18 protein-coding genes are annotated in these 16,731 nt (G+C 66.5%); 2 read left to right on the top strand and 16 right to left on the bottom strand.

The window, feature by feature from the left end; all coding sequences use genetic code 11:
• Window positions 1–11: 11 nt before the first annotated feature.
• The 16 genes from AT700_RS17930 to AT700_RS18005 form a co-directional block, all read right to left on the bottom strand.
• Window positions 12–386 carry a chemotaxis response regulator CheY gene (locus AT700_RS17930; protein WP_003083073.1) on the bottom strand — a complete coding sequence of 125 codons (375 nt, stop codon included), beginning with the start codon at window positions 384–386 and terminating at the stop codon, window positions 12–14.
• Between the two features lie 101 nt (window positions 387–487).
• Window positions 488–1,231, bottom strand: coding sequence for an RNA polymerase sigma factor FliA (gene fliA / locus AT700_RS17935; protein ID WP_003083070.1), 744 nt, complete (start codon window positions 1,229–1,231; stop codon window positions 488–490).
• Window positions 1,228–2,070, bottom strand: a complete 843-nt coding sequence (gene fleN / locus AT700_RS17940; RefSeq protein WP_003083064.1) for a flagellar synthesis regulator FleN — start codon at window positions 2,068–2,070, stop codon at window positions 1,228–1,230. The genes fliA and fleN overlap by 4 nt, the downstream gene beginning before the upstream one ends.
• Window positions 2,071–2,208: 138 nt before the next feature.
• On the bottom strand, window positions 2,209–3,498 hold the full coding sequence (gene flhF / locus AT700_RS17945; protein ID WP_030046404.1) for a flagellar biosynthesis protein FlhF: 1,290 nt from the start codon (window positions 3,496–3,498) through the stop codon (window positions 2,209–2,211).
• Between the two features lie 83 nt (window positions 3,499–3,581).
• Complete coding sequence (flhA, locus tag AT700_RS17950; protein ID WP_003087100.1) at window positions 3,582–5,705, bottom strand: flagellar biosynthesis protein FlhA; 2,124 nt, start codon at window positions 5,703–5,705, stop codon at window positions 3,582–3,584.
• 139 nt (window positions 5,706–5,844) lie between these two features.
• On the bottom strand, window positions 5,845–7,197 hold the full coding sequence (locus tag AT700_RS17955) for a TPM domain-containing protein (RefSeq protein WP_023116283.1): 1,353 nt from the start codon (window positions 7,195–7,197) through the stop codon (window positions 5,845–5,847).
• A 32-nt stretch (window positions 7,198–7,229) separates the two neighbouring features.
• Window positions 7,230–8,486 carry a TPM domain-containing protein gene (locus AT700_RS17960; protein ID WP_003122943.1) on the bottom strand — a complete coding sequence of 419 codons (1,257 nt, stop codon included), beginning with the start codon at window positions 8,484–8,486 and terminating at the stop codon, window positions 7,230–7,232.
• Window positions 8,487–8,558: 72 nt separating this feature from the next.
• A complete protein-coding gene (gene flhB, locus AT700_RS17965; RefSeq protein WP_003083056.1) occupies window positions 8,559–9,695 on the bottom strand; it encodes a flagellar biosynthesis protein FlhB in 1,137 nt (378 codons plus the stop codon).
• 2 nt (window positions 9,696–9,697) lie between these two features.
• Window positions 9,698–10,474, bottom strand: coding sequence for a flagellar biosynthetic protein FliR (gene fliR, locus AT700_RS17970; protein WP_003083054.1), 777 nt, complete (start codon window positions 10,472–10,474; stop codon window positions 9,698–9,700).
• The gene (gene fliQ, locus AT700_RS17975; RefSeq protein ID WP_003083053.1) at window positions 10,474–10,743 is read right to left on the bottom strand and encodes a flagellar biosynthesis protein FliQ; all 270 of its coding nucleotides are present in this window, start codon (window positions 10,741–10,743) and stop codon (window positions 10,474–10,476) included. Before fliQ ends, fliR begins: the two co-directional genes overlap by 1 nt.
• Window positions 10,744–10,787: 44 nt before the next feature.
• The gene (gene fliP / locus AT700_RS17980; protein WP_003083052.1) at window positions 10,788–11,555 is read right to left on the bottom strand and encodes a flagellar type III secretion system pore protein FliP; all 768 of its coding nucleotides are present in this window, start codon (window positions 11,553–11,555) and stop codon (window positions 10,788–10,790) included.
• The gene (fliO, locus tag AT700_RS17985; protein ID WP_003083051.1) at window positions 11,552–12,004 is read right to left on the bottom strand and encodes a flagellar biosynthetic protein FliO; all 453 of its coding nucleotides are present in this window, start codon (window positions 12,002–12,004) and stop codon (window positions 11,552–11,554) included. Before fliO ends, fliP begins: the two co-directional genes overlap by 4 nt.
• A gap of 1 nt (window position 12,005) precedes the next feature.
• Window positions 12,006–12,479, bottom strand: coding sequence for a flagellar motor switch protein FliN (fliN, locus tag AT700_RS17990; protein WP_003083049.1), 474 nt, complete (start codon window positions 12,477–12,479; stop codon window positions 12,006–12,008).
• Window positions 12,480–12,506: 27 nt separating this feature from the next.
• Entirely contained in the window at window positions 12,507–13,478 is a 972-nt protein-coding gene (gene fliM / locus AT700_RS17995; RefSeq protein WP_003083045.1) for a flagellar motor switch protein FliM, read from the bottom strand.
• A 7-nt stretch (window positions 13,479–13,485) separates the two neighbouring features.
• Window positions 13,486–14,007 carry a flagellar basal body-associated protein FliL gene (gene fliL, locus AT700_RS18000; RefSeq protein WP_003083042.1) on the bottom strand — a complete coding sequence of 174 codons (522 nt, stop codon included), beginning with the start codon at window positions 14,005–14,007 and terminating at the stop codon, window positions 13,486–13,488.
• Between the two features lie 243 nt (window positions 14,008–14,250).
• Entirely contained in the window at window positions 14,251–15,534 is a 1,284-nt protein-coding gene (locus AT700_RS18005; protein ID WP_003083038.1) for a flagellar hook-length control protein FliK, read from the bottom strand.
• Window positions 15,535–15,721: 187 nt separating this feature from the next.
• Here AT700_RS18005 and AT700_RS18010 point away from each other — a divergent pair, with 187 nt between their 5' ends.
• Both AT700_RS18010 and AT700_RS18015 read left to right on the top strand, forming a co-directional pair.
• Window positions 15,722–16,309: a YecA family protein gene (locus tag AT700_RS18010; protein ID WP_003083037.1), complete on the top strand. Its 588-nt coding sequence runs from the start codon at window positions 15,722–15,724 to the stop codon at window positions 16,307–16,309.
• 11 nt (window positions 16,310–16,320) lie between these two features.
• The gene (locus tag AT700_RS18015; protein WP_003087079.1) at window positions 16,321–16,728 is read left to right on the top strand and encodes a YbaN family protein; all 408 of its coding nucleotides are present in this window, start codon (window positions 16,321–16,323) and stop codon (window positions 16,726–16,728) included.
• The last annotated feature ends 3 nt before the right edge of the window (window positions 16,729–16,731 follow it).

Below are 16,731 nucleotides of genomic sequence, written 5' to 3' on the forward strand. Positions count from 1 at the left end.
CTTGGCCGGCTTCAGCCGTTGACCCGCTCGAAAATCTTCTCGATCTTTTCCTTCAGGACCTGAGCGGTGAAGGGTTTGACCACATAGCCGTTGACCCCGGCCTGGGCCGCTTCGATGATCTGGTCGCGCTTGGCCTCGGCGGTGACCATCAGCACCGGCAGGTGCTTGAGGCGCTCGTCGGCGCGAACCGCGCGCAGCAGATCGATGCCGGTCATGCCCGGCATGTTCCAGTCGGTGACGAGAAAGTCGAAATTGCCGCTGTGCAGCATCGGCAGCGCCGTGGTGCCGTCGTCGGCCTCGGCGGTATTGGTGAAGCCCAAGTCCCGCAAGAGGTTCTTGATGATGCGTCTCATCGTGGAAAAGTCGTCCACGATGAGAATTTTCATGTTCTTGTCCAAGTAAACCTCCGTACAGACCAGAGCGCGCCCCAGGGGACGCGCCACACATTCTTTTGCGTTAACGGTTACAAGCTGCGGTCGAGGCCGGTTCAGGCCGACCGCCAATCGGCCAGGCGCGCGCGCAAACGCGCGGCGCACTGGCTGTGCAACTGGCTGACCCGCGATTCGCTGACGCCCAGTACCTCGCCGATCTCCTTGAGGTTGAGTTCCTCGTCGTAATACAACGCCAGCACCAGGCGCTCGCGCTCCGGCAACTTGGCGATGGCATCCGCCAGGGCCGCCTGGAAACGTTCGTCGAGCAGGCCGTGGATCGGTTCGTTGTGACTGAGGCTGGTGTCTTCCGGCAATCCATGTTCGCCGTCCTGCAACAGGTCGTCGAAGCTGTACAGGCGGCTGCCCTGCGTGTCGCTGAGGATGCCGTAGTAATCTTCGAGGCTCAATTGGAGTTCGGCAGCAACTTCGTGATCTTTAGCGTCGCGTCCGGTTCTCGCCTCGATCGCGCGGATCGCGTCGGTCACCATGCGCGTGTTGCGGTGCACCGAACGCGGCGCCCAGTCGCCCTTGCGGACCTCGTCGAGCATGGCCCCGCGGATGCGGATGCCGGCATAGGTCTCGAAGCTGGCGCCCTTGCCGGCGTCGTATTTCTTCGCGGCCTCGAGCAGGCCGATCATGCCGGCCTGCATCAGGTCCTCCACCTGCACGCTGGCCGGCAGGCGGCCGAGCAGGTGATAGGCGATGCGCTTGACCAGTGGTGCGTAACGCTGGATCAGTTGCTCCTGGGAGTTCTGCGCTTGCGCCTTGCTATACATACGCACTCCAGAGGCCGCTGTCATACGGCCGAACCTGTCGCGGGGTGTTGGACCAGTCGTTCGACGAAGAACTCCAGGTGCCCGCGCGGGTTGGCCGGCAGCGGCCAGCTGTCGACCTTCTGCGCGACCGCCTTGAAGGCCAGGGACGCCTTCGAGCGGGGGAATGCCTCGTATACGGCTCGCTGTTTCTGCACGGCCTTGCGTACCGACTCGTCGTAAGGGATGACACCTACATACTGTAGTGCGACGTCGAGGAAACGGTCAGTGACCTTGGTCAGTTTGGCGAACAGGTTGCGTCCTTCCTGCGGGCTGTGGGCCATGTTGGCCAGGACCCGGAAGCGGGTCATGCCGTGGTCGCGGTTGAGCAGTTTGATCAGGGCGTAGGCATCGGTGATCGAGGTCGGCTCGTCGCAGACGACCAGCAGCACCTCCTGCGCGGCGCGGACGAAACTGACCACCGAATCGCCGATCCCAGCGGCAGTGTCGACGACCAGGACATCGAGGTTGTCGCTGATATCGCTGAACGCCTGGATCAGCCCCGCATGCTGCATCGGCGAGAGGTGCACCATGCTCTGCGTGCCGGAGGCCGCGGGAACGATGCGCACGCCACCGGGACCGAGGAGGAGGACATCGCGCAGTTCGCAGCGTCCCTCGATCACGTCGGCCAGGGTGCGCTTGGGCGTGAGTCCCAGCAGGACGTCGACGTTGGCCAGGCCGAGGTCGGCATCCAGCAGCATGACGCGACGGCCGAGATCGGCCAGAGCCAGTGCCAGGTTCACCGACACATTGGTCTTGCCGACGCCGCCCTTGCCGCCAGTTACTGCGATCACCTGTACGGGATGCATGCTACCCATCTGCTTCATACCTTGTGTTGTCGTCTTCCCGGAACGCCCCTTCCAGCGCTCTCCGGTATTGGCGGGAACGATGCGCCATCGCTCCCGGCCCGGCGGAAGCCACCTTCGCTTCCGTCACCCGCGCCACGCGCGGTTCTTCCCACATCCTCAGCCGGCACGCCGCGCCGGTTGCTGGTAGAGCCCGGCGAACAGCTCGGCCATGGCGTCCTCGCTGGGCTCTTCCGGTGCCTGCAGGCTCACCGCCCGGCTGACCAGTTGGTGACTGCGCGCCACCTGCAGGTCGTCCGGAATCCGCGGCCCATCCGCCAGATAGGCTACCGGGAGACGCTGGGCGATAGCCAGCGCCATCGATTCACCGAGGCTGCCCGCCTCGTCCAGCTTAGTCAGGATGCAACCCGCCAGCCCGCAGTGCCGATAGGTCTGGTAGGCCGACTTGAGCACCTGGCTCTGGCTGGTGGTGGCCATCACCAGGTAATTCTTCACGTTCAGGCTCGGCGACGCCAGTGCCTCGAGCTGCATGCGCAATGCCGGGTCGCTGGCCGGCAGGCCGGCGGTATCGATCAGCACCATGCGCTTGCGCGCCAGCGGCGCCAGGGCCTGGATCAGCGACTGGCCGGGATCGACCAGGGTCACCGGTACGTTGAGGATCCGACCGAGGGTCTTGATCTGCTCCTGGGCGCCGATCCGGTAGCTGTCCATGCTCACCAGCGCCAGGCTCTGGGCGCCGTACTTGAGGACGTAGCGCGCGGCCATCTTCGCCAGGGTGGTGGTCTTGCCGGCACCTGCCGGGCCGACCAGGGCCAGTACGCCGCCCGCGTCGAGCGGGTCCTGCTCGGGGGTCTGCACGGCACGCGACAGGTGCGCCAACAGCATGCGCCAGGCCTGGCGCGTATCGCCCACCGCGGCGACCCGCTCCAGCAACGGCTTGCTCAGCTCCGCCGGCAAGCCCATGCGCTGCAGGCGCCGCCAGAGATTGGCCTGCTGCGGACGCTGGTGCTGCAACTGGCCCCAGGCGATGGAACCCAGTTGTACCTCGATCAGCTCGCGCAGGCCGTTCAGTTCGAAACGCATTGCCTCGAGGGTCTGGCCGCCCGCCTGGGGCTTGGCCTGCGCCGCCGTCATGGACTCGGCCAGGGACGGACGCGCCGGCTTCTCCTCGGCGAACAATTGACGGTCCTTGCGCTGGGTTTCCGCCGGACGCGCCGTCAACTCGGCGCGCGCCTCTGCGATCCGCGCCTGGGTCTTGCGCAGCTCCACTTCCAGCGCCGGGTTGGGCTTGCTCGGCGCCGGCGGGGCCTGGTAATCCAGCGCCGCGGTCAGCTCGATGCCGCCGGCGACCCGGCGGTTGCCGAGAATCGCGGCGTCCGGACCCAGTTCGTCGCGGACCAGTTTCATGGCCTGGCGCATATCGGCGGCGAAGAAGCGTTTGACTTGCATTGCCCGAACCCCTCAGTTCAGTAGTCTTGCCGGCAACCTCAGGTTGCCCGGTGTGCCGGCCCTGGAGCCGGCGCAGCCCTCGTTCAGTTCTGTCCCACCGTCGCGACGATGGTGACTTGCTTGTTGTCCGGGATTTCCTGGTAGGCCAGCACATGCATGCTGGGCACCGCCATCCGCGCGAAGCGCGACATCATCGAGCGGATCGGTCCGGCAACCAGCAGGATCGCCGGCTTACCGAGCATCTCCTGGCGTTGCGCGCTCTCGATCAGCGAGCGTTGCAGCTTCTCGGCCATCCCCGGCTCCAGCAACATGCCGTCCTCGGAGCCTTGTCCGGCCTTCTGCATGCTGTTCAGCAAAATCTGTTCCAACCTCGGCTCGAGCGTGATCACAGGCAGCTCCGGCTCAAGCCCGACAATGCTTTGCACGATTGCGCGGGACAACGCGACGCGAACCGCGGCGACCATCGCGCCGGGATCTTGACTCCGTGGAGCGACGTTGGCGATGGCCTCGGCGATGGTACGGATGTCGCGCACCGGCACCTGCTCCTGGAGCAGCGCCTGCAGGACCTTGAGCAGGGTGGACAGGGAAATCAGCCCCGGCACCAGCTCTTCCGCCAGCTTCGGCGAGCTGCGCGCGAGCAATTGCAGGAGCTGTTGCACTTCTTCATGGCCCAGCAGCTCGTGGGCGTGCTTGTGCAGCACCTGGTTCAGGTGAGTGGCGACCACGGTGCTCGCATCCACCACGGTGTAGCCCAGCGACTGCGCCTGGTCGCGCTGGCCGGGCTCGATCCATACCGCCTCCAGGCCGAAGGCCGGGTCCTTGCCGGCGATGCCGTTGAGGCTGCCGAATACCTGGCCGGGGTTGATCGCCAGCTCGCGATCGGGATAGATCTCCGCTTCGGCCACGCTGACCCCCATCAGGGTCAGACGGTAGGCGTTGGGCAGCAGGTCGAGGTTGTCGCGGATGTGCACCGAGGGCATCAGGAAGCCCAGCTCCTGGGACAGCTTCTTGCGTACGCCCTTGATCCGCGCCAGCAGTTGCCCGCCCTGGTTGCGGTCGACCAGCGGGATCAGCCGGTAGCCGACTTCCAGGCCGACCATGTCCACCGGGGTGACGTCGTCCCAACCCAGTTCCTTGACCTCCTGGGCGCGCTGCGCCGGCAGCAGCTCCTGCTGGCGCTGCACCTCCTGCTCGGCGACCTGCTTGGCCTTGTTCTGCCGGTGCCAGATCCAGTAGGCGGCAGCGCCGGCCAGGGCGCCGAGGCCGATGAAGGAAACATGCGGCATGCCCGGCACGGCGCCCATGGCGATCAGGATCGCCGCGGAAATCGCCAGCGCCTTGGGCGAGGCGAACATCTGCCGGTTGACCTGCTGGCCCATGTCCTCGGAACTGGAGACCCGCGTCACCATGATCGCCGCCGCGGTCGACAGCAGCAGCGACGGCAGTTGTGCCACCAGGCCGTCACCGATGGTCAGCAGGGCGTAGACCTTGCCGGCGTCGCCGAAGGACATCGAATGCTGGATCATGCCGATGGCGACGCCGCCGATCAGGTTGATGAAGAGAATCAGCAGGCCGGCGATGGCGTCGCCGCGGACGAACTTGCTGGCACCGTCCATCGAACCGTAGAAGTCGGCCTCCTGGGCCACCTCGCTGCGGCGCTTCTTGGCTTCCTCCTGCTCGATCAGGCCGGCGTTGAGGTCGGCGTCGATGGCCATCTGCTTGCCGGGCATGGCATCCAGGGTGAAGCGCGCGCTGACTTCGGAAATCCGCCCGGCGCCCTTGGTCACCACCACGAAGTTGATGATCATGAGGATCGCGAACACCACCACCCCGACCACGTAGTTGCCGCCGATCACCACTTCGCCGAAGGCCTGGATCACCTTGCCTGCGGCGCCATGGCCGTCGTGGCCGTGGAGCAGCACCACGCGGGTCGAGGCAACGTTCAGCGCCAGGCGCAACAGGGTCGCCACCAGCAGGATGGTCGGGAACACGGCGAAGTCCAGCGGCCGCAGGGCGTACACGCAGACCAGCAGGACGACGATGGACAGGGCGATGTTGAAGGTGAACAGCACGTCCAGCAGGAATGGCGGGATCGGCAGGGTCATCATCGCCAGCATGGCCAGCAGCAGGATCGGCACGCCGAGGCTGCCGCGCCCCAGCCCCGCCAGGTTGCTGCGCACATTGCTGATCAGTTGCGTGCGATCCACTCTCGACTCCCCTGCCCTGCGTATGGCGCCCGTAGGTGGGCGCCGAACAAACTTTTGACGCCGGAATGCGCGTCGGGCGGGTCATTGCAGGAACCGTTCCAACTTTTCAATTCATTGATTGAAAAAGGGTTTTCGCCAATCACCAACTGCCGGAGGCGCCACCACCGCCACTCGAGCCTCCGCCGCCGGAGAACGAGTCCGAAGACGAACTGGACGAACTCGACGACGAGGAAGACGAGGAACCCGATGAGCTAGCGTAATCGCCGCCGCGCCGACGCCCTCCCCCCGAGCCGCCGGCGCTGAAATTGCAACCGATGAGCAGCGGCAGGCAAGCGGCGGGCAGGATGATCAGCGCCTCGATGCTGTTCAGCGGGTCGTCCACCAGCAACAGCAGACACTCCAGGGCCAGGGTCAGCAGCAGGCCGAGCAGGCCCGGCAGGTAGGCCCAGCGCCGTCCTCTGCGCAGCCCCTGCCAGGCACCGGCCAGCATCAGCAGGGTCAGCCCCAGCGAAAGCGGCACGGCCAATCCGTAATGAAGCACCGGCAGGCCATAACGGCCGTAGGCCCAGAACAGCCCCAGCGCATAGAGCACAAGAATGGCGAAGAACCAGCGGGCACCGCGCGAATACTTGAGCAAGGCGCCGAAGCCGACGCCCAGGACCGCCACCATCTCCGCCAGCGCCACCATCGCCCATGCCGGCCAGTGTCGCCCCAGTGCCAACGCCGCAGCGAGCGCCACTACCGTACCCAGGGTCCAGTACCAGGCGCGCGGGCGTACCAGCAGCGCCACCCCGCCGAGAGCGCCGAGCAGGAATGCGATAGCCAGGGTCTGCCGTACCGCGCCGGGCTCCAGCGGGTCGCGCGGCGGCGGCGGCAACGCCTCGCCGTCGATCAGTCGTACCAGGCGCTGCGCCGCCGCTTCCAGGCCGCCGGCGTAGTCTTGCTGACGGAACGCAGGGGTCATGTATTCGCGGATGATCCGCCCGGCATCGATGTCGGTGATCGTTCCTTCCAGGCCATAGCCGACTTCAATGCGCATGCGCCGGTCGTCCTTCGCCACCAGCACCAGGACGCCGTCATCGATCCCCTTGCGCCCCAGCTTCCACGCCTCGAAGACCCGCGTCGCATAGGCCTCGATGCTGTCCGGATAGGTGCTGGGCACCATCAGGATCGCTACCTGGGCACCCTTCCGGGCCTCCAGCGCGGCCAGCGAAGCTTCCAGGCGGGCACGCTCGGCGGCGTCGAGGGTCGCGGTAAGGTCGGTCACCCGCCGCGCCAGCGCCGGAACCTCCGCGGACTCGTAGCCCGCATCGCGCGCTGCCTCGGCCTCGGCGCCGACCGCCGATGCCTCCACGGCCTCCTCCTCGACATCGGACGCTGCCACCGCGACGGTGACCGGCACCGTCGCGGTGGCAACGGAGGGAATCGCGGCGGCGCAGAGCAGCATGCCGAACAGGCGAAGCATGGCGAGATAACGCGTGATTGCAGACATCCTTGTCTCCGAATGAAATGAACGGGAACCCATTACCAACTGCCCGAGGCACCGCCTCCGCCGCTGGAACCACCGCCCCCGGAAAAGCCGCCGGACGACGAGGAGGAAGAGGAGGAGGAACCGCCGCCGGAGCTTCCCGACGAGCCTCCCCCCCCACTCAGGCGTACCTGGCCGAACACCAGCAGCCCGAGCATGAGCAGGAACGGTAGCAGGGCCAGCCAGACCAGCGGTACGTCCAGGCCACCGGACAGCAATCCGAGCAGCAGGTAGGCCGCCAGCAACGCCCACAGTCGGCGGTGGAAACTTTTCCGCCGCTCGCGCCATAGCGAGCGCATCAGGCGGTAGTTCGACCAGCAGAGAACCGCCAGCATCAGCACCCCGGCCGGCCACAGCAGGCCGTAGATGAAGGACACCGCGCTGAACCAATGCGCCGCCAGCCCGAGCAGGGCTACATAGACCAGTACGCCGATCACCAGGTAGAAGGCCGGGCGCACCGTCCACAGCGCGCCGAAGGTCGCGCCGCCGACCAGCATGCACAGCGGAGCGACCAGCAGCACGCTCATCCATTCGCCGGAAGCGCCGGCCAGCGTGCCCAGCAGCCAGCAGAGCAGCGCCCCGCCGAGCAGCCAGGGCCAGCGCAGCGCCCGGGCACTCAACAGCACTCCGGCCAACGATCCGTAGATGAAGGCGACCAGCAGCGCCCAGGCTTCCGCCGGCAATTGCCCCAGCGAGACTTTCGGCGCACCCGACGACGCGGCCGCCGGCAGCGTTTCGCCGTCGACCAGGCGGATCAGCTCGTCCACCGCGGCCTCGATCCCGCCGGCGTAGTCGCCCTCGCGAAATGCCGGGGCCATCCGCTCGCGAATGATCCGTCCGGCGACCACATCGGGCACCGCACCCTCCAGGCCGTAGCCGACCTCGATGCGCATGCGCCGGTCATCCTTGGCCACCACCAGCAGCAGACCGTCGTCGACCGCCTTGCGGCCGAGCTTCCAGGCCTGGAACAACTTGTCGGAGAAGGCTTCGATATCGAGGGTACCGGTAGTCGGCAGCATCACCACCGCGATCTGCGCACCGCGTCGCCGCTCCAGCGCCTCGAGCTTCTCCACCAGGCGTTGGCGCGTCGCCTCGTCCAGCGTGTGGGTGGCATCCACCACCCGCTCCGACAGGGGCAAGGCGACCCATTCCGCCGGCGCTTCGGCGTGCGCAGGCATCCAGGGCAGCAGCCAGGCCAGGGCGAGCAACAGGAGGACAGGCGGGAAAATACGATCAGACAAGGTTCGATCCATGAACGGCAAAGCTCTCATCCCGAGCGGGTATCGGCCAAGGCTGCCACAGCGCGGCGCGCAGCTCCAGCCCGGTCACTCGTCGCGACGCAGGTCCGGCGGGATCGGCAGGTCCTTCAACGGGCTCGGCCGCTTGCCCTTGCCGGCCTGGTACTGCTTGAGCTGGTAGACATAGGCCAGCACCTGGGCCACGGCGAGATAGAGCCCGGCGGGAATCTCCTGATCCAGCTCGGTGGAGTAGTACACCGCTCGCGCCAGCGCCGGCGACTCCATGACCATCACCTTGTGCTCCTGGGCCACCTCGCGGATCTTCAGGGCCAGGAAATCGTTGCCCTTGGCCAGCAGCAGCGGCGCCCCGCCGCCCGCCGGGTCGTACTTCAGGGCTACGGCGAAGTGGGTCGGGTTGGTGATCACCACGTCGGCCTCCGGCACCGCCGCCATCATCCGTCTCTGCGCCATCTCGCGCTGCATCTGGCGGATCTTCGACTTGACCTCGGGCTTGCCCTCGGAGTCCTTGTATTCGTCGCGGACTTCCTGCTTGGTCATCAGCAGCTTCTGGCGGTTGTCCCAGATCTGGTAGGGCACGTCCACCGCGGCGATCAGCAGCAGGCTGCAGGCCATCCAGAAGGCGCTCCAGCCGACCACCCGCACGCTGTGCAGGATCGCCTGCTCGAGCGGCTGGTGCGCCAGCGCCAGGAGGGCGTCGCGGTCGGCGGAGAGCACCAGCAGGGCCACCGCCAGCACCACCAGGAACTTGATCAGCGCCTTGCTCAGTTCGAGCAGCGACTTGGCGGAAAACATCCGCTTCAGCCCCGACAGCGGGTTGAGCCGGCTGAACTTGGGTTGCAGGGCGTCCATCGAGAACAGCCAGCCGCCGAGGGCGATCGGCCCGACGATCGCCGCCACCAGCAGCATCAGCAGGATCGGCCAGAGCCCCTGGGCAGCCAGGTAGGCCGAAGCGCCGAGCAATTGCAGCATGCTCTCGGTATTCATCGCGGTTTCCCGGGACAGCTCGAAATTGCTGCGCATCAGGCGCAACAGGGCGCCCGCCAGGTCGGCGCCGTAGATCAGCAGGCCGCCGGCGCCGGCCATGAGGATGGCCAGGGTGTTCAGCTCCCGCGAACGCGGCAACTGCCCTTTCTCGCGCGCCTCGCGGCGGCGTTTCTCCGTGGGTTCCTCTGTCTTGTCCTGCCCGCTCTCGCTCTCGGCCATGGCTATTTCGCCCGCACCAGTTCACGGAGGAATTGCAGGGCCTCGCCGGCCAGCACCTGGTACTGGCTGAGCAGGTCGGCGGTGCCGATCCAGAGGATCACCAGGCCCAGCACCAGGGTCAACGGAAAGCCGATGGAGAAGATGTTCAGTTGCGGCGCCGCGCGGGTCATGGCGCCGAAGGCGAGGTTCACCACCAGCAGCGCGGTGATCGCCGGCAGCGCCAGCAGCAGTGCCGCGCCCATCACCCAGCCGAGCTTGCCGGCGATGATCCAGAAATGGTTGCCGCTCAGGCCCTCGCCCACCGGCAGGGTGACGAAGCTCTCGGCGATTACCTCGAACACTACCAGGTGCCCGTTCATCGCCAGGAACAGCAGCGTCACCAGCATGGTGAAGAACTGGCCGAGCACCGGCACCGAGACGCCGTTGGCCGGGTCAACCATGGAAGCGAAGCCCAGGCCCATCTGCATCGAGATGATCTGCCCGGCGATCACGAAGGCGTGGAACAGCAACTGCAGGGAAAAGCCGAGCAAGGCGCCGACCAGGATCTGCTCGCCGATCAGCAGCATGGCCTTCATGCTCAGCGCGTCCACCTGCGGCATCGGCGGCAGGTTCGGCACCAGCACCACGCAGACGCCCAGCGCCAGGTAGAGGCGCACCCGCACCGGCACCAGCTGGGTGCCGATCACCGGCATGGTCATCAGCAGCGCCGCGACCCGGAACAGCGGCAGCACGAAGCTGGCGATCCAGCCGCCGATCTGCGCGTTGGTCAGCTCCAGCATCAGCCGATCAGCAGCGGGATGTTGCCGATCAGCGTCTGGGTGTACTCCATCAGCTGCCGCAGCAGCCAGGGGCCCAGCACGATCAGGGTGAGCAGGATCACCATCAGGCGCGGCAGGAAGCTCAGGGTCTGTTCGTTGATCTGGGTGGCGGCCTGGAACATCGCCACCACGAGACCGACCAGCAGGCTCGGAACCACCAGCACGCCGACGATCATCGCCGTCAGCCACAACGCCTCGCGGAACAGGTCGAGTGCCACCTCAGGGGTCATGTCTCTCTCCAGCGCGCCAGCGGCGCGTCAAGCCGGCGGCACCGCTAGACGGTGCCGAAACTGCCCGCCAGCGTCCCGATGATCAGCGCCCAGCCATCCACCAGGACGAACAGCATGATCTTGAACGGCAGGGAAATGATCAGCGGCGACAGCATCATCATGCCCATCGCCATCAGCACGCTGGACACCACCAGGTCGATGATCAGGAACGGGATGAAGATCATGAAGCCGATCTGGAACGCGGTCTTCAGCTCGGACGTGACGAAGGCCGGGACCAGGATGGTCAGCGGCGTCGCCTCCGGGCTGCCGATGTCGGTGCGCTTGGACAGGCGGACGAACAGCTCCAGGTCGGAGGTACGAGTCTGCGCCAGCATGAACGCCTTCAGCGGTACCTCGGCCTTTTGCAGGGCTTCCTGGGCGGGAATCTGCTCGTTCAGGTAGGGCTGCAGGGCCTGGCTGTTGATCTTGTCGAACACCGGGGCCATGACGAACATGGTCAGGAACAGCGCCAGCCCCACCAGCACCTGGTTCGACGGCGTCGATTGCAGGCCCAGCGCCTGGCGCAGGATGGAGAAGACGATGATGATCCGGGTGAAGCTGGTCATCAGCATGACGAACGCCGGGATGAAGCTCAGCGCGGTCATGATCAGCAGGATCTGCAGGCTGACCGAATACTCCTGCTGGCCCTGGCCGTTGGTGGTCACGGTGATCGCCGAGATCGATGTCGGGTCGGCGGCCAGCGCCGGCCACGGCGCCAGCAGCAGAAGGCAGAGCGCGGCGAGCGCGCCGGCCAGGGAGATGCGCGGAGTCATGGCTTGCCCTTGGGGTCCTTGTTCAGCAGCTCCAGCAGGCGCTGGGCGAATTCCGGCGTGGCCGGCTCGCCGTCCGGCAGGTGTACCGGCTCCTTGAGCACGTGCAACGGCGTGATCCGGCCGGGCGTCAGGCCGAGCAGGATCTGCTCCTCACCGACCTGCACCAGCACCAGCCGGTCGCGCGGACCCAGCGGCTGGCTGGCAAGGGTGCGGATCAAGCGGTTGCCGCGCGGACCGGCCTGTTGCACCCGGCGCACCAGCCAGGCGAGCAGGAAGATCAGGCCGATCACCAGGCCCAGGCCGAGCACCAGTTGGGCCAGTTGCGCGGCGGCGCCGGAAGCGGCGCCCACCGTCGGCGCGGCGGCACCCGTCGTCCCCTCGGCGGCGCACAGCGGCGCGCTCAGCGAGGCGAGTGCCGGCAGGAAGCCGGCGAACAGGTAGCGACGCATGTCAGCGCAGCTTCTTGATGCGTTCGCTGGGACTGATCACGTCGGTCAGGCGGATGCCGAACTTCTCGTTCACTACCACCACCTCGCCGTGGGCGATCAGGGTGCCGTTGACCAGTACGTCCAGCGGCTCGCCGGCCAGGCGATCGAGTTCGATCACCGACCCCTGGTTGAGCTGCAGCAGGTTGCGGATGCTGATGTCGGTATGCCCGACCTCCATGGAAATGGTCACCGGGATGTCCAGGATCACATCCAGGTTGGGCCCCTCCAGGCCGGAAATGGTCGGTGCCTTCGGCGAAGCGCCGAACTCTTCCATCGGCGCCCGCGGGGTACTCGGCTCCGCCACGGGAGTCGCGCCGCCCTGGGCCATCAGCGCATCGATGTCGTCCTGGCTGGCGTCGCCCGCCTCGGCCAGCGCCGCCGCCCACTCGTCGGCCAGTGCCTGTTCCTCGGTGGTCACTTTTTCTTCGTCTGCCATGGTTCGTCTTTCCTCCGGGGGAAGCGGTCAGCGCGAGCGCTCGACCGCTTCGAGAATCTGTAGCGCCAGGTTGCCCTTGTGGGCGCCCAGCTTGACCTTGAAGGCGGGCACGCCGTTGGCGCGCATCACCATGTGTTCCGGCATCTCCACCGGGATCACGTCGCCCGGCTGCATGTGCAGGATGTCGCGCAGCTTGAGCTGGCGGCGGACCACGGTGGCGCCGAGCGGTACCTGGACGTCCAGCACGTCCTCGCGCAGGGCCTTGATCCAGCGCTCGTCCTGGTCGTCGTGGTCGGACTGGAAACCGGCGTCGAGCATCTCGCGGATCGGCTCGATCATCGAGTAGGGCATGGTGATGTGCAGGTCGCCGCCACCGCCGTCCAGTTCGATGTGGAAGGTGGAGACCACCACCACCTCGCTGGGACTGACGATGTTGGCCATGGCCGGGTTGACCTCCGAGTTGACGTACTCGAAGTTCATCTCCAGCACCGCCTGCCAGGCTTCCTTCAGATCGACGAAGGCCTGCTCCAGCACCATCCGCACCACCCGCAGTTCGGTCGGGGTGAACTCGCGGCCCTCGATCTTGGCGTGGCGGCCGTCGCCGCCGAAGAAGTTGTCCACCAGCTTGAACACCAGCTTGGCGTCGAGGATGAACAGCGCGGTGCCGCGCAGCGGCTTCATCTTCACCAGGTTGAGGCTGGTGGGAACGTACAGCGAGTGCACGTACTCGCCGAACTTCATCACCTGCACGCCGCCGACCGCGACGTCGGCCGAACGGCGCAGCAGGTTGAACATGCTGATGCGGGTGTAGCGGGCGAAACGCTCGTTGATCATCTCCAGGGTCGGCATGCGGCCCCGGACGATGCGGTCCTGGCTGGTCAGGTCATAGGACTTGACCGATCCCGGCGTCGCCTCGACTTCGGTTTCCACCAGGCCATCGTCGACGCCGTGCAACAGCGCGTCGATTTCATCCTGGGAAAGCAGATCTTGCACGGCCATGGGATACCTACTGCAGCACGAAATTGGTGAACAACACTTGTTCGATAGCCAGTTGGCCGGTTTCCTTCTTGGCCAGTTCCTGCAATCCGGCGGTCGCCTGCTGGCGGAGCATTTCCTTGCCCACCGGAGTCACCAGCGAGTCGAAACTCTGACTCGAGAACAGCATCACCAGTTTATTGCGAACCAGCGGCATGTGCTCGCGCAATGCGTCCATCTGCGCCTTGTCGCGCCCCATCAACGCGACGCCGACCTGCATGTAGCGCTGCCGGCCGTTCTGGTTGAAGTTGACGACGAAGGCCGGCGCCAGGATCTCGTAGAGCGCCGGCTGCTTGCCCGGCTTCGCCGCCTCGCTGGCGACTTCCTCGGTCTTCTCGGCCTTCAGCGACTTGCTGAGGAAGAACCAGGTGCCGCCCACCGACAGGCCGATCGCCAGCAGCAGGCCGACCACGATCAGCAGGATCAGCTTCAGCTTGCTCTTGCCGCCGCTCGGAGCCCCCGCGTCGGCGGGTGTCGCCTCTTTCTTAGCCATGCCAAAAATCCGTCGCTATAGCGTCAAATGAAGGGTTTCACAGGGGCAGAGCAAGGGTTGTGCCATTTCTGCAACGCCGCCCCGCCTCCTGGGACCAGCCCCGGAGGGCTGTCCGAGATGATAGACGGCGCGGATATTACAGCCTGGCCACAGGAAATCATCCCCGTCTTTTGCGAAATTGCCCGCTCCGGAAAAAGAAAGGCCTCCCGCAGGAGGCCCAAAGGGGAAATGCAGTCGTTCGCCTCAGGCGTAGTAGTCGACCAGACCGCGCGCCGCCGACGCACCCGGCCGGCTGCGGATCTCGCTGACTCCGGCGAGGGTTTCCTCATCGCCCGAGGCCTCGCCGGCCAAGCCGCGTCCGCGCGCCGATCCGCCCTCGCCCTGCTGCTGGCCCTGCCAGCCCCGCGCCAGCGACTGGTCGGAGACGTTCACGTCGAGCTGGTTCATGCCCTGCTGGCTGAACATGTCGCGCAGCCGGTGCATCTGGCTTTCCAGGGCGTCGCGAACGCCGGCGTTGGGACTGGCGAAGGTCACCTGGGTCTGGTCGGCGGTCATGTGGATGCGCACGTCCAGGCGTCCCAGCTCGGCGGGGTCGAGCTGGATCTCCGCCGACTTCAGGTTCTGGCTGGACATCCACATCACCCGGTCCACCACCGCCTCGCTCCAGCCGTTCTGCTGCATCGCCACCGGCTGGCCGGGCACCGTGCCGTTCACCGGACGGTTGGTCAGGGCCTGTTGCGCCATGGCCTGGGTCAGCCCGTTGAGCTTGGCCGCGAAAGGTTCACCGCGGGGTTCCGCCTTGCTCTCCAGCAGGCTCTCGGAGGCGGCGCTGGCGACGGCCGGCTCGGCGGTCTGCTGCAACTGGGCCTCGAGCGCCTTGCCGTCGACGGCCTTGGTCAAGGAATCCGAGGTCAGGCCGGCAAGGGCATCGCCGAGGTTCGCCTGGCGCGGATCGGCGCTCTTCGCCGGCCCGCCTTTCGCCGTCTGCGCGGCGTCCTGGGCGCCCTGCTCCAGGGCCATGTTCACCGCCGGCACGCCGTTGAGCTTGACCAGGGTCGGGTCGCTGCTGGCTTCGGTAAGGCTGGCCGGAGCACTGCTGGCCGTCGGCACGGCCGGTGGCAGCAAAGTCGCCTGGGTATTCTCGTCGAGCAACGGTACGGCACCGCCGAGGCCGAGCAATTGCAGCGGATCGACCGGCGTTTCGACTTTATCTTCGCCGTCGGCCTTGGCCTGGCCGTCGGCCGGCAAAGGCTTGCCGTCTTCGGCAACGGCCGGCTGCCTGGCGGCATCCGTCGGCTGCGCTTCGACGGCGTCCTTGCCGGCGTCCCGTGGCTTGTCCCGCGAACCCTTCGCGGGACCGTCAGCGCGCTCGGCGGGCTTCTTCGCGGTCTCCTTGGCATACATGTCGGAGAAGCTGGAAGTCTTGTCGTTACTGGGCTCAGGCGTTTTCTGCTGGCTCTTCGGCGCAGCGGCCTTGGGCTTTACATCAGGCGTCGGCGGCAACAACACACCAGGGGCGACGGCCATGGGAATTCTCCATTTGCGAAGGGATTGCATCGTGGCTTGCGCAAGGGATGGAGCAAGGTCCGGGCCAACTTCGCCGAGAGCGTCCGTGAAACGCTCGCCAGGGCGCCGCAGCAGGCACGCTCGCTTTGCCCGCAGGTCCCGTCTGGACTACAATCCAGAGCCGCATCCCTCCCGAGGTAGTACCCTGATGTCCTTCGCCGAAAAACTGTCCCGTCTGCAAGCCTTCCTCGATGCCGATGACCTGCACGAAGAAGCGCTGGACTACGTGGCGACCCACGGCTACCTGACCGCCCTCTCCATCTGCCCGGAGCAGGTGCCGGAGCGGGAGTGGATCGACGCCCTGTTCGCCGAACCGCCGCACTACCGCAGCGATGAGGAGCGCCAGGAGATCGAGACTTCCCTCGAGCAGCTCAAGGCGCACATCACCCGCGTGCTGGCCAGCGACGAAGACCTCGAGCTGCCCTGCGACCTCGACCTCGGCGACGAGCCGGACGACTCCGACCTGCGCGGCTGGTGCATCGGCTTCATGGAAGGCGTGTTCCTTCGCGAGGAAGTCTGGTTCGAGCAGGCCGAGGAGGAAGTCAGCGAGCTGCTGCTGCCGATCATGGTCGGCTCCGGCCTGTTCGACGAGCAGCCCGAGTTCGACGAGATCGCCCGCGACCGCCACCTGGTGGACGACATGGTCGCGCAGATTCCCGACCTGCTGACCAACCTGTTCCTGCTCTGCCAGGCGCCGGAAGAAAAGCCCGCCCTGCTCAAGCCGCGCACGCACTAAGGAGCGCCGCGGTGGCGCAGCGGGAAATTCGCCCGAGCGCTCGTGCCTGGGTGCGCTATAGCCTCCAGGCCGTGGGTTTCCTAAGCGTAGCCCTGGGCGTGATCGGCATCTTCCTGCCGGTGCTGCCGACCACGCCTTTCCTGCTCCTCGCGGCGGCCTGCTTCATGCGCAGCTCGCCGCGCTTCTACCACTGGCTGGTCGGCCATCCACGGCTCGGCCCGTGGATCCGCGACTATCTCGACGGCGAAGGCATCCCGCTCAAGGGCAAGGTCTACGCCATCGGCCTGATGTGGGCCAGCATCGCCCTTTCCTGCTACCTGGTCCGACGCCCCTGGGCCCAGGGCTTCATGCTGACCAGCGCGGTACTGGTCAGCATCTATATCCTCCGCCAGAAGACCCGCCCGCCGCACGACGCCTGATGG

The organism is Pseudomonas aeruginosa (assembly GCF_001457615.1).
Classification (GTDB): domain Bacteria; phylum Pseudomonadota; class Gammaproteobacteria; order Pseudomonadales; family Pseudomonadaceae; genus Pseudomonas; species Pseudomonas aeruginosa.

Excerpts from the sequence above, each read along its gene's own strand:
- flhB (WP_003083056.1), bottom strand. The coding sequence starts at position 9,695 with ATGGCCGAGAGCGAGAGCGGGCAGGACAAGACAGAGGAACCCACGGAG.
- flhF (WP_030046404.1), bottom strand. The coding sequence starts at position 3,498 with ATGCAAGTCAAACGCTTCTTCGCCGCCGATATGCGCCAGGCCATGAAA.
- fliR (WP_003083054.1), bottom strand. The coding sequence starts at position 10,474 with ATGCTGGAGCTGACCAACGCGCAGATCGGCGGCTGGATCGCCAGCTTC.
- fliP (WP_003083052.1), bottom strand. The coding sequence starts at position 11,555 with ATGACTCCGCGCATCTCCCTGGCCGGCGCGCTCGCCGCGCTCTGCCTT.
- AT700_RS18005 (WP_003083038.1), bottom strand. The coding sequence starts at position 15,534 with ATGGCCGTCGCCCCTGGTGTGTTGTTGCCGCCGACGCCTGATGTAAAG.
- fliN (WP_003083049.1), bottom strand. The coding sequence starts at position 12,479 with ATGGCAGACGAAGAAAAAGTGACCACCGAGGAACAGGCACTGGCCGAC.
- AT700_RS18010 (WP_003083037.1), top strand. The coding sequence starts at position 15,722 with ATGTCCTTCGCCGAAAAACTGTCCCGTCTGCAAGCCTTCCTCGATGCC.
- fliO (WP_003083051.1), bottom strand. The coding sequence starts at position 12,004 with ATGCGTCGCTACCTGTTCGCCGGCTTCCTGCCGGCACTCGCCTCGCTG.
- AT700_RS17960 (WP_003122943.1), bottom strand. The coding sequence starts at position 8,486 with ATGGATCGAACCTTGTCTGATCGTATTTTCCCGCCTGTCCTCCTGTTG.
- fleN (WP_003083064.1), bottom strand. The coding sequence starts at position 2,070 with ATGAAGCAGATGGGTAGCATGCATCCCGTACAGGTGATCGCAGTAACT.
- AT700_RS17930 (WP_003083073.1), bottom strand. The coding sequence starts at position 386 with ATGAAAATTCTCATCGTGGACGACTTTTCCACGATGAGACGCATCATC.
- fliA (WP_003083070.1), bottom strand. The coding sequence starts at position 1,231 with ATGACAGCGGCCTCTGGAGTGCGTATGTATAGCAAGGCGCAAGCGCAG.
- fliQ (WP_003083053.1), bottom strand. The coding sequence starts at position 10,743 with ATGACCCCTGAGGTGGCACTCGACCTGTTCCGCGAGGCGTTGTGGCTG.
- fliL (WP_003083042.1), bottom strand. The coding sequence starts at position 14,007 with ATGGCTAAGAAAGAGGCGACACCCGCCGACGCGGGGGCTCCGAGCGGC.
- fliM (WP_003083045.1), bottom strand. The coding sequence starts at position 13,478 with ATGGCCGTGCAAGATCTGCTTTCCCAGGATGAAATCGACGCGCTGTTG.
- AT700_RS17955 (WP_023116283.1), bottom strand. The coding sequence starts at position 7,197 with ATGTCTGCAATCACGCGTTATCTCGCCATGCTTCGCCTGTTCGGCATG.